The organism is Bacillus sp. RSS_NA_20 (genome assembly GCF_020165915.1).
Lineage (GTDB): Bacteria > Bacillota > Bacilli > Bacillales > Bacillaceae > Bacillus > Bacillus altitudinis.
Map to the genome: position 1 here is coordinate 633,434 of NZ_JAIUKW010000003.1, position 13,233 is coordinate 646,666.

The window sequence follows — 13,233 nt, forward strand, 5'->3', positions numbered from 1 at the left end:
AGACACTACCTGTAGGATAGTGTCTGCTTGCTTCTTACATTAAAAAGTGGTTTTAATGGTTTGTTTTTCTTGATGGCGCTCAATTGCAAGTGACACCAGCTTCTCAATCAGCTCAGGATACTCTACACCAGTATGTTTCCAAAGCAGCGGGAACATACTAAAAGGTGTGAACCCTGGCATTGTATTCACTTCATTGATTAGCACTTCGCCTTCTTCTGTTAGGAAGAAATCTGCACGTACGAGGCCAGATCCATCAATGGCTTTAAATGCCTTAATCGCCATATCGTGAATCGTCTTGTACTCTTCCTCTGTCACACTCGCAGGAATGATCAAATCTGTATCGCCATCTTCATATTTTGCTTTGTAGTCATAAAAATCTGTTTTAGGTGCAATTTCACCAACGACTGAGCATTTCGGCTCGTCATTTCCTAATACACCAATTTCAATTTCTCGTCCTACAACGCCTTCTTCCACAACAACACGACGATCATATTGGAAAGCCAAATCAAATGCTGTTTGCAGCTCTTCTTTACTGCGGCATTTACTAATTCCGACACTTGATCCCATGTTGGCAGGTTTCACAAAACAAGGATACCCGAGAACTGCTTCTACCTGTTCTAGACTGTCTGATATGGCTTTCTCATAATCCTTTTTATTGAAGGAAAGATGCTTTGCCTGCGCAAGCCCAGCTTGAGCAAACACATCTTTCATCATGACTTTATCCATACCCGCAGCAGACGCGAGAACGCCGTTACCGACATACGGGATATTCAATAGTTCAAGTAACCCTTGCATGGTCCCATCTTCACCATTTGGTCCATGCAGCAATGGAAAGACAACATCAATCTTTTCATCAGCTGATGCAGGCTGTGGAAACATGCTTTCATTTAAAGAAGTTGGTAAAAACGTCTTTGCATTTTGTTCAAATTGAAGCATTTTGACGTTTGATACTGGTTCAGTGAGTTTTTCTCCTCTTAGCCATTCGCCCTCTTCTGTAATATAAATTGGATGTATATCGAACTTCTCAGTGTTAAGTGCTTTCGTAACTGCAAGGGCTGTTTGCAGTGATACATTATGTTCGGCTGACTTTCCACCGTAAACCAATCCTAAACTTATTTTCAATGGATACTCCCCCCACTAAAATTCATCTTTACTATCTTATCACTTTCAAGCAAAAATGCTCTAATTAATTTTTGTTGTTACGGAATTGAAATGATTTGTAAAGGTTGTAAGCGCCCCCCGAGCATTTGTATGTCATTCGCCTTTATTTTATATTAAAATGACATTGAAAAGGAGTTGTGACAAATTGAAAAAAATTACAAGCACTGAACAATTCAACGAAATCATTCAATCAGACAAAGAGGTCATCGTTAAATTCTTTGCGACATGGTGCCCTGATTGCACTAGAATGGACATGTTCATTCCAGACATCTTAGAGGCTTATGCTCAGAATGAATGGTTTGAAATAAACAAAGACGACTTTCCTGAGTTAGCGGAAACGTATCAGGTCATGGGAATTCCTAGCCTGTTAATTTTCAAAAATGGCGAAAAAACAGGTCATTTACACAGTGCCAACGCTAAATCACCTGAAGAAGTAACAGAGTTTCTTCAAGAACACATTTCATAACTCATTTGAATGGAGACATCAGCCAACTCATGCTGGTGTCTTTTTTATATCCTTTTAAATCAAATCTCTTCATAAGACGAGATGTGCGGCTAAAATGTTTCAACATAGGCAAGAATGTTTGATCCGATTTCATGACAAGGTTTGACAGCGGATTATTTCCTGGGAAAGAATTCATCGTCGATATGGATGGGAATATGTCGGTTACGTGAATTTTCTGAATTGAATCTTTACTTATGTCATTCTGCTTTGTATAATGGAGTTGCTAATTGAAAATGATTATCAATTTCATCTATGTGAAATCTTATAGAGTCCATTCTACCAAAGGAGCGTTGAGTTACATGTCTAAGAAGAAAATCAAAACGTATCAGCAATTGATTGAAGAAAACAAGGAAGCCATCATGCGAGACCCTAAGATGATGGAAAGTATATACGCAACCATCGACAAAAAGCACCAGAAGCAGCTTGCCGCTGCTGGACGTAAATCATAAACACAAGAAGAGCAGTCAAACAGATGGCTGCTTTTTTATTTGCCTGAAGAAAAGAAAAAGCCGATAAAATCTATTCTTCGATTTTATCGGCTTTTGTTTTAATGTGATTTCGCTACACGGTCTTGTTTCATTCCTAAATAGATGAGCATATATGTCAGATAACCCATTGTCATCGTTAAACCACCGAAGAAGAATTGTGAAAACACGGGTTCTTCAAATGTCGTAACGGCAGCAAGCACGATCCAGCTCGCATATAAATAGACCATGAACCATTTCATGTTTCTTTTAAGTGTATACAGAAAGAAAAGACCCGCTAATGAAAAGATCCCTAGCGCTAGTCTGAAATAAACAAGATGATCAAACTGGAAGGCAAAAGACACAAACGAAAACGACAACAGCAGCAAAATAGGTAAAGCCGTAATAAAATTTTTCACGATAGTGCCACCTCCATGACTCTGTCTTATTATAAGACAAAATCAGCCGGTTATCGTGAAATACAGACTCGTTTTCACAAAGATGTCACGAATTTTTCTTGTTATTTGACACAATTTTTACACATTTACATCACGCTTCCAAAAAAGGAGCCAAGCAGCACCAACAAAGAAAACGAAATGCGCCCCTACAATGAATAGTGAAAACAGAGGGCTCATGCCCTGAAAGAGCGGCGGACCTTGAAAACTGTATTGTGTAAAGTCCGTATTAGCGAAAAGTAGAATCTTCCCCCACTGATTTTCTAACAGAGACATGATCGACACTAATGATTTCGCCGCGTATAAGACGAAAAATGAAGTCACAAGTGCAATCAGACTGTTTCTAAACAAACTTGAGCACAGAAAAGCAAAGCTTGCCATCATGACCACTTCCACCCACTGTGATCCAATCACAGCAAATGTGTGCAGAAATAACCGCCCAGTGCTTTCATCAAAATCAGTACCAAAGAAAATAAGGCCAAAAAGAAAAGCGAACACATAATAAAAAACAAACAGGTAAAGGACCATCAGCACAAGAGTGATGTATTTTGACAAGAAAATATGAAGCCTTGTCTTCGGCCGAATCAACAAGAACTTGATGGTTCTTTTTTGAAACTCTGTTGAGATCAATGTGGCGCCAATCACGACAGCGAACACTTGTAAAATAAACACAACATTCGTGGAATAAGCAAAATAGTTCGCGACTGTATCTTGCCCGCCAAGCCCGGAAATGACTCGTTTCAATGTTAGCGCCATCGTCAATTGAAAGACAACAATCAGTCCGAGTGCAATGAATGTGATCTTTTGTCTCGTGATTTTTTTATGTTCATTCTTGATGAGTTGAAGCATCTGTCGTCCCGCCTTCCGTCCATTTCATAAAGGCCTCTTCAATTGATTGTTTTTGAGGCGTCATTTCAAGTACATCAAATTCTGCTAAGACAAGCTGTTTATTCAGCTCCGGCACACGGTCTTTATTCAATTGAACCAGCACATGCTGATCCCTTTGTTCATATGTATATCCTTGCGTATCTAGCCATGAAACTGCCTTTTCTACTGGCTGAATATTCATCAACACCTGCTCTTTCCCTTCCATGTCGCGAAGGTTTGTATTGGCTTTGATCTGTCCTTTTTGAATGATGATCATGCGGTCACAAAGCTCTTCTACTTCATGCAAAAGATGTGTAGCAAATAACACAGAGACACCTTCTTCTTGTACAAGCAGTTGCAAGTGCTCTCGAAACTCCTTCATTCCTGCGGGATCAAGCCCATTTGTTGGTTCATCTAAAATGAGCAGATTGGGCTTATGCAAAATGGCTTGTGCAATCCCGAGCCTTTGTTTCATCCCTAGTGAATACGTTTTGACCTTCTGATGAATGGCGTGCTCCAGACGAACTCTTTTTACCACTTCAAGAATGCGCTCTTCTGAAACTCCATCATGCATAGATGCATACAACTCAAGGTTTTCAAAACCTGTTAAATATGAATAAAATTCCGGATTTTCTATGATCGCTCCAACAGATGACATCGCCTTTAGATGATCATCATCTTGAGAATATCCATTTATGATGATCCGGCCGTTGTTTTTTTTCATCAAGCCAACGATCAATCGAATCAAGGTCGTTTTTCCAGACCCATTTGGACCAAGTAAACCGACAATTTCTCCTTGCCTAATGTCCATCGAAATATGTTGCAAAATTTGATGCCGGCCAATTTGTTTATCGACGTTCTCTATGTGTAAAACAGCAGACTGCAAAGTGGTTCCTCCTTCTGATGTAAAACCTATGGCGGCAGTTACGGCCGCTCATCCTTTAAAAAGTATATCACGCTAGACAAGCCGTTCCACGAAAAAAAGGGCTGATCCAGTCAGCCCTTTCAGATTGTTGACAAAGGGCTAAAATGAACTTTATTTTAGCCCTTTGTCTTCTATTCAGCGTGATAGAAAGCCCTTGAAGTCTAGGAAGGACGAGCACTGGCACGGAGCGAATTTGACATTCGTGAGTACCAGCGCGCAGGACTGACAAAGAATGCGAGGGTTTGTCTACACGCTGAGGGCTGATCCAGTCAGCCCTTTTAAACATTACATTGATACATGAGGTGATGATGCATCTTTCTCATGTTTTTTCTCAGTTTCTGCGACAATCACTGCACACGCTGCGTCACCTGTAATATTGACAACCGTTCTTGCCATGTCTAATAAACGGTCTATCCCAAGGATCAGCGCAATGCCTTCAACAGGAAGACCGACAGAATTCAGTACCATGGCCAGCATAATTAAGCCAACTCCCGGTACGCCAGCAGTCCCGATACTGGCTAATACAGCGGTTAATACAACGGTGAGCATTTGCATGAGCGTTAGCTCCACACCAAACACTTGTGCAATAAAAATAGTTGCAACCCCTTGCATAATCGCTGTCCCATCCATATTGACCGTCGCGCCTAATGGCTGCACGAAACTAGAGATCGGCTCAGGTACTTTCAATTTCTTTTGAGCGGTTTCCATTGATACGGGAAGAACAGCATTACTGCTTGATGTACTAAATGCCACGACCATTGCAGGTGAAAAGTCTTTAAAGAATGTAAAAGGATTCCGTTTTGCAAATATCGCCAATGTGGAACCATAGGTGAGAAAGAAATGAACCAGTAGCGCTACTAGAACGACTGTAAAGTACAGCCCCATGGCTTTAATGGCAGCAAGACCTTGGCTTCCAATAGCCGTTACAATTAAGCCGAATGTTCCGTATGGAGCAAATTTCATGACCACGCCCACAAGGTACATCATGAGTTCATTGCCTTGTTCTAATATTTTAAGTAATCCTTCTGTTTTTTTACCTAGCACTGCAATTCCTAGTCCTAAGAAAACACAGAATACAATGATTTGTAGCATATTGCCTTCGACTAAAGATTGAACTGGATTTGATGGAATGATGTTTAATAATGTTTCAGCTGTAGATGGCGCTTCTTGAGGTTTGTATTCTGCCCCTTTTGTATCGAATGAACCAAAAGAACCTGGTTTAATCAATAAGGCTAAAGCCATTGCAATGATAATAGCGAATGTTGTTGTCAGTAGAAAATAAGAGATGCTTTTTGCGCCGATTCTGCCAAGTTTTTTCGGATCGCCAAGGCCTGCTACACCAAGTGTGATCGAAAAGAAGACAATCGGTACAACTAACATTTTAATCAGGTTTAAGAAGATTTGACCTAGAGGTGTAAATAAATAAGGGTCTAACACTTTGAATACGTTTGGAGCAAAAATGTTGAGTAGTAGTCCTGTGATTGCACCTACAATTAAAGCAATAATAATTTTCGTCGCAAGCTTCAATAAAATCTCCCCTTCCTCGTCAAAAAGGCCCACGAGAGAGTCTTCTCGTGGGCCTGCGTGTCCATACGTGTACCACTGTCTACTCTCTTCACGCTGATGAGGTTAGCTGACGGGTTAGGACGAAGAGATGTCCTTTTTTCTTAAAATAAGAAAAATTCACCCCAAAAACTTGGGTCCCCCATTCCTTTAGAAGGATTAAGCGTGTGGTAATATGATATTTTCATACTATTTATACCTTATTTTTAGAAAATTGTAAACAGGTTCATATGAACTTTTTAATTACTTTCTTCCTTATTCGTGACCTCCAAGATATCTAAGATAAACACAAAGATTGGGATGCCGATAATCAGTCCCCAAATGCCAATATAGTGTTCAGAGAAAATCAGGACAATAAACGTGAAGAAAATAGGGAGCTCTGTTTTAGCTGACATGAGCTTCGGATTTAAGAAGTAGGCTTCAATCGCATGGATGATCACGATCACCAGCACAATATATAGGACGTACATTCCGCCTCCAAGTGTATACGCAATGATGCTGAGTGGAACGAGGGAGATGACCACACCCGCTACCGGAATTAAACCTAACAAGAAGACCATGACCGCTAATCCAAATAATTGCGGGAAGCCCATAATGCCAAGCGCAATTGTCGTTAAGACACAGTTAACTGTTGCAATGATGAACTGTGCTTCAAGTACCTTACCAAATGTTCTGGAAAACTTACGTCCAAAGAAGGCAATTTCATGATAGAACACGGAGATTTTACTCGTTTTGAACTTATTCATGAATTGAATGAGGCGTTCCTTTTCGAACAGGAAAAACATGCTTAATATTAAGGACATAATGACCTGGATACTGAACGTGCTGAAATCTGTTAAGTATGTATAGAGGAAATTAAACCCTTTCTCGAAGAAAGAAGATATTTTGAAATCTCCGAACACATTGGTGACGACGTCAAAGAAGGGTAAATCTTGTGGATGATCTGCAATCTTTTTCCCTAAATGAAATAACTGTTCCACCTGTTTAGCAATGATGGGCACAAACACAAAGCCGCCAAACGTCAATCCACCAGCTAGAAGGATGTACAAAATGGTGATGACTGATTTCTGTCCTATTTTCAGGAAGCGATTTAAAAAGCCTCTTATGACCTCTTCTAACCGGTTCATTAAAAAGGTGAAAATGAAGGTCAGGAGGATTAAATTCATCATTCCTCTTAATAGATATAATGCTGTGGCTAATACTACAAATACTGAAAACCTCTTGACACCAGGTTTTTCGAACAATTTTAAAAATGCCGCCATACGTTACACACCTGCCAGGACTAAAGTCTATTTTTCGTTGGATCTCATATTCATTATATCGGATCTTTCTGTAAATTATATAACAAAAGGTCAATGAGGTCTTACGATTCGTCCTAAATTTATCAAGCTTTTATGTTTTTTCTTTTTTACACAAGAAAAAACCGAACCCCATGTAGAACATAAGGTTTCGGTTTTTGGATGTTTTTATACTAAACAGCCTGCTTGATATTTCGCATTTCCTGTAGTGCTGTTTTACTCTTCGCTTCGTCAAATTCCCCTTCACTTTTCGCTACAACAATTGTAGCAATTCCATTTCCAATCAGGTTCGTAATCGCTCTTCCTTCACTCATGAAACGGTCGACCCCTAATAGCAGTGCAAGACCTTCTAGCGGGATAACCTGAAGTGCAGCAAGTGTAGAAGCTAGCACGATAAATCCGCTTCCTGTGACTCCAGCTGCTCCCTTTGATGTGAGCATCAGAACAAGGATAATCGTGATCTGCTGTCCGATGGATAGATCCACCCCAAACACTTGCGCTAAGAAGACCACGGCCATGGACAAGTAGATTGAGGTTCCATCTAAGTTAAAGGAATAGCCTGTCGGAATGACAAGTCCAACGACTGACTTAGAGCACCCGTAGCGTTCCATTTTATCCATCATTCTTGGCAGGACAGATTCTGAAGAACTTGTGCCAAGAACAATTAAAATTTCATCTTTGATAAAACGGAGGTAACCGAACAAGCTGAAGCCATACATTTTACAAATGATGTTCAGCACGACGAAAATAAACAGGAACATCGTCATATAAACGGAAAGCATCAGACTAGCAAGTGGTTTAATTGAAGCTAAACCGAAGTGTCCGATTGTATAAGCCATTGCTCCAAATGCCCCTAATGGCGCAGCACGCATGATGTAACCAATGATTTTAAAGAAGACAAGCGACAGTTTATCAAGCCATTCGATGATGCCTTTCCCCTTCTCGCCAAGTGCAGCGAGCGCAACACCGAATAAAATAGAGAAGAATAAGACCTGTAAAATATCTCCCTTTGCAAAGGCATCTACCATGTTAGATGGCACAATGTGTGTGACAAACTCCATCCAGTCGATACCCTGTCCTCCATTTTGGGTATATTGCGAGACATCCCCTTTTTCAAGCTTACTATAGTCAAGACCTGCTCCTGGCTTCATGATATTGACCACAAACAGTCCGATGACAAGCGCAAGCGTCGTCACAACTTCAAAATAGATAAAAGCTTTTCCCCCCACTTTTCCAACCTTTTTCATGTCCCCCATCTTGGCAATTCCAAGAACAATGGTTAAGAAAATAATAGGTGCAATGACCATTTTCACTGCATTAATAAATGTGTCACCAAGCGGCTTCATTTCTTTCCCGACGTTTGGCCAAACCATCCCAACAACAATCCCGATAATGACAGCTGCAATGACCTGAAATGTCAGGTTCTTCAATAGCCTCTTCATAAAAAATCAACTCCCTCACCCTTTGATGTAAACGCTTAACTGTTATCTGTAGGTAAATGATAGCGATTTCATCATAGGCTGTGAAGCTTATGGACATATCGTACATTTTGGTCTTTTTGGTCTCTTAGTCAGAATGTACGATATATTTGTTCACAGGGCGTCCGACCCCGCCATATTGCATATCTAATTTCAGCTCGCCTTCTTTTACAAGGAAGTCTAAATAACGGCGTGCTGTGACACGTGCAATCCCAAGTGCATTGGCGACTTCCTCTGCAGACTGCGCTCCTTCTTGCAGACGCATATAGGCTTTAATTTCATTCATCGTATGCACATTCAGCCCCTTAGGAAGCCATGTCTCTTCCTGCTTAACTACAGGCTTTCGTATGATATCATCGAGCATCTCTTGAGAAAATTCTGCTGCGGTACGAATTTTTGATTTGAACGCTTTATAGCTTTCAAGAGATTCTTTCATCCGTTCGAACTTAAATGGCTTAATGATATAATCTCGGGCACCATTTTGAAGCATGGTGCCGATCGTCTCTTTGTCCTTTGCTGCCGAAATCACAATCACATCCACCTGCATCTTTTGCTTTCTGATGTCTTGCAGTGTTTTGACGCCATCTTTTTTAGGCATATACACATCGAGCACCACAAGATCTGGGCGAATGTCTTTGATGAGCTGGATGCCCTGCTCGCCATTTCCTGCTACAGCCGCAACTTGAAAGCCAGGGACACTCTTAATGAACTCTCTATTGACTTCTTGCACCATCGGGTCATCTTCAATTAATAGCACCTTAATCTGAGTCATCTGTCTCTCTCCTCTATTGTCATTGGGAATTCGATTGAGAAGGTGGTACCAATGCCGATGCTTGATGTGACTTCTACATTTCCCATTCCTTTGTCGATAATCGTTTTTACAATATACAGTCCGTAGCCTGTTCCGCCTTCTTTACCGTGAGTAAAGCCTTTGTCGAAAATATGAGGAATCATGTCCTCTTCTATTCCAGAACCATAATCTTCAATTAAGATCGCGAGGACATCCTCTGTTTGATCAATACTAATAGAAATGAGTTTTGTGTCTCTTTCTACAGTATCATACGCGGCAAAGGCATTCTCGATCAGGTTGCCAAGTAGCTTCGTCATATCATGCTGATCCAGCCGCTCTGGGAAATCGCGCAGACTGCTATTTTCATCTACTTCAACCTTTATGCCTAGCTCCTTGCCCCTTCTTATCTTGCTCATCAATAAACCTGCAACTGCATCATGCTGTATTACACGGTGGAGAAAGTCCGTCACATGCTCCTGTTCTTCGGTCGTTTGAAACGCTAAATCGAGCGCTTGATCGGCTTTCCCCAGCTGAATTAATCCCGCAATTGTATGAAGCTTATTCATATGTTCATGATTTTGCACCCGCAGGCCATCAACGAAGTTCTTCACCCCGGTTAATTCCTCCGCCAATTTGGCCGCCTCTGTCCGGTCCTGAAAAATCGCAACCGCTCCGATGATTTTCTTTTTCATCACAATTGGAATTCGGCTGCTCATGATCCGCTTTCCGCTCATATGAATTTCTTCATTGTAGACGGGTTCTGCGCGGTCAATGATTTCTGGAAGCCTTGTATCTGACAGCACATCCCAAATATTTCGGCCCACTACATCACCTGTCACGCTGAAAATTTGCTTTGCTTTTTCATTAAAAATGGTGATCATGTGCTGGTTATCAATGGCAATGACCCCTTCATTAATGGAATGAAAGGTAGCGGTGCGTTCCTCTAGCATTCTGACAATCTCATGCGGCTCTAGCTTAAACATTTGCTGTTTAATATGACGGGCGAGCAAAAATGAACCGACAAGCCCGAAGCTGAGTGTGAGCAGAAGGATCATGAGGATATCCTGCTTCATTTCTCCTAATATATCTGCCATACTCGGCAATGTTCTTCCGACTAGTACAACCCCTGTTTGGTTAAATTTTTCATCCTTTACTGGATAAAAAGCTCTAATGGCTGTGCCAAGCTCTCCCTGTGCTTCTGAGAAATAGATATGCTCTGCAAAGGCAGGTTCTTCATCTGTCCCCTCAGAGCGCTGGCCAATCCTTGTTTTCACTGGATGTGTCAATCGCACGTGATCCATATCCATGACAACAATGTAGTCAGCATCTTGGATAATCCGAATCTCTTCAATGGCATGCTGCAACCGCGCACGCTCCTTTGTCTGATCATCCAACGCCTGCTTTACCTCATTCATCTCAGCTACTGTTCTTGCCGTGTTCATGAGCCTTTTTCGAAGTTCTCGTTCCTCTGTTTGCTGAATTCCCCCGACCAGAACAATTCCTCCGATTAAAAGGGCAAAAATGACAACGAAATATGTGAGGATGGTGAGCTTCCATCTAATAGATAATTGTTGTAATTTCAGTCGATTTCTCATCATTTTTTCACCTGTATCTTTACGAATTCTTCCTCTGTCAAGTATCCTTGACATAAGGGGGATCTGACGCATGAAGAATTTACTCGCCTATACGCTATTGCTCATCATCGGTTTTGTAACCGCTTTATACTTTGGCTTTTATCATATGATGCCTAAATCAGCGACGACCTTCGACGATGAACAGACAGGGCTGAAGGATCAGCTTGTGTTCAAATTCAGCCATGTTGTCGCAGATAATACCCCAAAAGGGCTGGCTGCAAAGAAATTTGCTGAGCTTGTTCACGAAAAATCCGACGGCAGGATCAGCATTCAAATCTTTTCAAACGGGAGTCTTTATTCTGATATCGAAGAAATTAATGCACTAAAAGAGAATCAAGTTCAATTTATTGCTCCGTCTACGTCAAAGCTCGGCATGCTGTCCTCTGAATGGCTGGCACTTGATCTGCCCTTTGCCTTTTCTAACTACGATGCTGTCCAAGAAGGGTTACATGGTGCGATTGGACAGAGACTATTCGGCACACTGCAAAAAGACGGACTAAAGGGAATGGCCTACTGGACAAATGGCTTTAAGCAAATCACTTCGAATAAAGGCCCAATCAAGCAACCTAGTGATTTAAAAAAACAATCTCTTCGTATTATGCAAAGTGACATGATTGAAAAGCAATTCAAGCTTCTTGGCGCAAAACCCTATCAGGAATCGTTTAATTCAACGTTTCAGCTGCTAGAAACAAAAAAAGTAGACGGTGAAGAAAATACAATTTCAAATATTTATTCAAAAAAATTCTATCATATACAAGACTATATGACGATCAGTAATCACGGGTATTTAGGGTATGTCGTCTTAACGGATCAATCCTTTTTTGATCGTCAGACACCTGAGACGAAACGAATTTTACTCGAAGCGATGGAAGAAACAACGGCATGGAACGAAAAACATGCCGAACAGATGAACAAGGATCAGCTGGAGGATATTAAACGCGAATCTCCAATTGCGATACACGAATTAACACCAGCAGAGCGGCAAAAATGGATGAAGGCGCTCGATCCTTTATATGATGAAGCAGAAAGGATCATAGGTTCCACCTTGATCAAACAAATCCGCGAGCTCCGGGCACGCTATGAATATTCTCCGATTCAAGCGTTTGAAGAAGATGCTGAGACCAAATAAAAAATCCCTTTAGAAAGGGATTTTTTTATGCGCCGGAGTCACGCTGTTCTTGCTGAGCGAGCTCCTCTAATCTTGATAATATTCTGCGCTTTCGATATTGCATGATGCCTGTTTCGGCAATTCCTTTTAACTGTGAGCGGTTGGACGCTGCACCAAACAAAATCCCCGCAATTGGGACAAGTTGAAACAGCTTCTTCCAGCCAAACGAATCACGGTAGTTATATACGACCTCACGCCATCCTTGAATTTGAGAGATCATGTTTTCGTGCTTCCCTTCTGATGCATGATAGCTCTTCAGCTCTTTTAATATTGATTGTTTCCCAACAACGTCAGCAGAATTCAGCTGTAAACATTTAATGATAAAGACTCGTTCTTCTTTATTTTTCGGATCATAGCCATAGGTGACGGCGATATCCTGTAATGTTTTTAAAGAGAGACCCAGAACAGCCGGAATATCTGCCGCTAATGTAAACATACCTCCGACACCTGTTGTCGCACCTTGCACAGTGGCGAGGTTTGTTCGGTTTTTCCCCATCTGATCACTAATGGCATCCATGACCTCGATCGGAGCCGCCTCAATATCTTCAATACGCTGAATCGATTCATCGGCACATTTCTTTTGAAATTGATGAATAATGCCTTTCTCTGACGTCAAATAGACACCGCCTGATTGAATGTAGTGCCCCATCTCATCTAATAACACACCGATTTTCTTTTGAATAAAGGCAGGGGTCAGCTTGTCCAGCATTTGAAATGGAAGCCGGCTAAGTTTCTCCCAAAACCATACCTTCTGCTGGTCTTTCTCCCATTTTTCAATCTCTTTTAATTGTGCTTTTAGCCACTCTCTTTCCTCCATGCCATTTGCCTCCTTAGATGCCGTTCAAGTATATGTCTGTTATTATACACAATCCTTGTCCATCATACGTATCGAACATTGAAGCGGTTCCGAAAGGTTTTAATCTCT

The 13,233-nt window shown here is 41.2% G+C and carries 13 protein-coding genes and 1 riboswitch; of the genes, 3 read left to right on the forward strand and 10 right to left on the reverse strand.

Annotated elements, in window-relative coordinates; genetic code table 11:
• Nucleotides 1-39 precede the first annotated feature (39 nt).
• Nucleotides 40-1,122 (reverse strand): D-alanine--D-alanine ligase, encoded by a 1,083-nt coding sequence (locus LCD32_RS03485; RefSeq protein ID WP_024720483.1) that lies wholly within the window; start codon nt 1,120-1,122, stop codon nt 40-42.
• Nucleotides 1,123-1,306: 184 nt separating this feature from the next.
• Here LCD32_RS03485 and LCD32_RS03490 point away from each other — a divergent pair, with 184 nt between their 5' ends.
• Nucleotides 1,307-1,627: a thioredoxin family protein gene (locus tag LCD32_RS03490; RefSeq protein ID WP_058214408.1), complete on the forward strand. Its 321-nt coding sequence runs from the start codon at nt 1,307-1,309 to the stop codon at nt 1,625-1,627.
• Nucleotides 1,628-1,965: 338 nt separating this feature from the next.
• The gene (gene fbpB / locus LCD32_RS03495) at nt 1,966-2,115 is read left to right on the forward strand and encodes a Fur-regulated basic protein FbpB (protein ID WP_083495529.1); all 150 of its coding nucleotides are present in this window, start codon (nt 1,966-1,968) and stop codon (nt 2,113-2,115) included.
• Nucleotides 2,116-2,213: 98 nt separating this feature from the next.
• Here fbpB and LCD32_RS03500 read toward each other — a convergent pair whose 3' ends face one another.
• The 8 genes from LCD32_RS03500 to LCD32_RS03535 form a co-directional block, all read right to left on the reverse strand.
• On the reverse strand, nt 2,214-2,549 hold the full coding sequence (locus LCD32_RS03500; RefSeq protein WP_017366657.1) for a hypothetical protein: 336 nt from the start codon (nt 2,547-2,549) through the stop codon (nt 2,214-2,216).
• Between the two features lie 117 nt (nt 2,550-2,666).
• Nucleotides 2,667-3,434 carry an ABC transporter permease gene (locus LCD32_RS03505; RefSeq protein ID WP_019744206.1) on the reverse strand — a complete coding sequence of 256 codons (768 nt, stop codon included), beginning with the start codon at nt 3,432-3,434 and terminating at the stop codon, nt 2,667-2,669.
• Nucleotides 3,412-4,338, reverse strand: a complete 927-nt coding sequence (locus LCD32_RS03510) for an ABC transporter ATP-binding protein (protein ID WP_058214411.1) — start codon at nt 4,336-4,338, stop codon at nt 3,412-3,414. Before LCD32_RS03510 ends, LCD32_RS03505 begins: the two co-directional genes overlap by 23 nt.
• A gap of 324 nt (nt 4,339-4,662) precedes the next feature.
• Nucleotides 4,663-5,904 (reverse strand): dicarboxylate/amino acid:cation symporter, encoded by a 1,242-nt coding sequence (locus LCD32_RS03515; protein WP_224563006.1) that lies wholly within the window; start codon nt 5,902-5,904, stop codon nt 4,663-4,665.
• Nucleotides 5,905-5,981: 77 nt separating this feature from the next.
• Nucleotides 5,982-6,116, reverse strand: a riboswitch (cyclic di-AMP (ydaO/yuaA leader).
• Between the two features lie 63 nt (nt 6,117-6,179).
• The gene (locus LCD32_RS03520; protein WP_065459895.1) at nt 6,180-7,202 is read right to left on the reverse strand and encodes an AI-2E family transporter; all 1,023 of its coding nucleotides are present in this window, start codon (nt 7,200-7,202) and stop codon (nt 6,180-6,182) included.
• A gap of 209 nt (nt 7,203-7,411) precedes the next feature.
• Nucleotides 7,412-8,680, reverse strand: a complete 1,269-nt coding sequence (dctP, locus tag LCD32_RS03525) for a C4-dicarboxylate transporter DctP (RefSeq protein ID WP_224562769.1) — start codon at nt 8,678-8,680, stop codon at nt 7,412-7,414.
• Nucleotides 8,681-8,804: 124 nt separating this feature from the next.
• Complete coding sequence (locus tag LCD32_RS03530) at nt 8,805-9,488, reverse strand: response regulator (protein ID WP_224562771.1); 684 nt, start codon at nt 9,486-9,488, stop codon at nt 8,805-8,807.
• Entirely contained in the window at nt 9,485-11,104 is a 1,620-nt protein-coding gene (locus tag LCD32_RS03535) for a sensor histidine kinase (protein WP_026050048.1), read from the reverse strand. The genes LCD32_RS03530 and LCD32_RS03535 overlap by 4 nt, the downstream gene beginning before the upstream one ends.
• A 67-nt stretch (nt 11,105-11,171) precedes the next feature.
• Here LCD32_RS03535 and LCD32_RS03540 point away from each other — a divergent pair, with 67 nt between their 5' ends.
• Nucleotides 11,172-12,269, forward strand: coding sequence for a DctP family TRAP transporter solute-binding subunit (locus LCD32_RS03540; protein WP_213406447.1), 1,098 nt, complete (start codon nt 11,172-11,174; stop codon nt 12,267-12,269).
• A 25-nt stretch (nt 12,270-12,294) separates the two neighbouring features.
• Here LCD32_RS03540 and LCD32_RS03545 read toward each other — a convergent pair whose 3' ends face one another.
• Entirely contained in the window at nt 12,295-13,125 is an 831-nt protein-coding gene (locus LCD32_RS03545) for an EcsC family protein (protein WP_047946991.1), read from the reverse strand.
• Nucleotides 13,126-13,233: the final 108 nt, after the last annotated feature.

What these genes read in the sequence shown, in the direction of transcription:
- fbpB (WP_083495529.1), top strand. Translation starts at nt 1,966, where the DNA reads ATGTCTAAGAAGAAAATCAAAACGTATCAGCAATTGATTGAAGAAAAC.
- LCD32_RS03505 (WP_019744206.1), bottom strand. Translation starts at nt 3,434, where the DNA reads ATGCTTCAACTCATCAAGAATGAACATAAAAAAATCACGAGACAAAAG.
- LCD32_RS03520 (WP_065459895.1), bottom strand. Translation starts at nt 7,202, where the DNA reads ATGGCGGCATTTTTAAAATTGTTCGAAAAACCTGGTGTCAAGAGGTTT.
- dctP (WP_224562769.1), bottom strand. Translation starts at nt 8,680, where the DNA reads ATGAAGAGGCTATTGAAGAACCTGACATTTCAGGTCATTGCAGCTGTC.
- LCD32_RS03530 (WP_224562771.1), bottom strand. Translation starts at nt 9,488, where the DNA reads ATGACTCAGATTAAGGTGCTATTAATTGAAGATGACCCGATGGTGCAA.
- LCD32_RS03535 (WP_026050048.1), bottom strand. Translation starts at nt 11,104, where the DNA reads ATGATGAGAAATCGACTGAAATTACAACAATTATCTATTAGATGGAAG.
- LCD32_RS03540 (WP_213406447.1), top strand. Translation starts at nt 11,172, where the DNA reads ATGAAGAATTTACTCGCCTATACGCTATTGCTCATCATCGGTTTTGTA.
- LCD32_RS03545 (WP_047946991.1), bottom strand. Translation starts at nt 13,125, where the DNA reads ATGGAGGAAAGAGAGTGGCTAAAAGCACAATTAAAAGAGATTGAAAAA.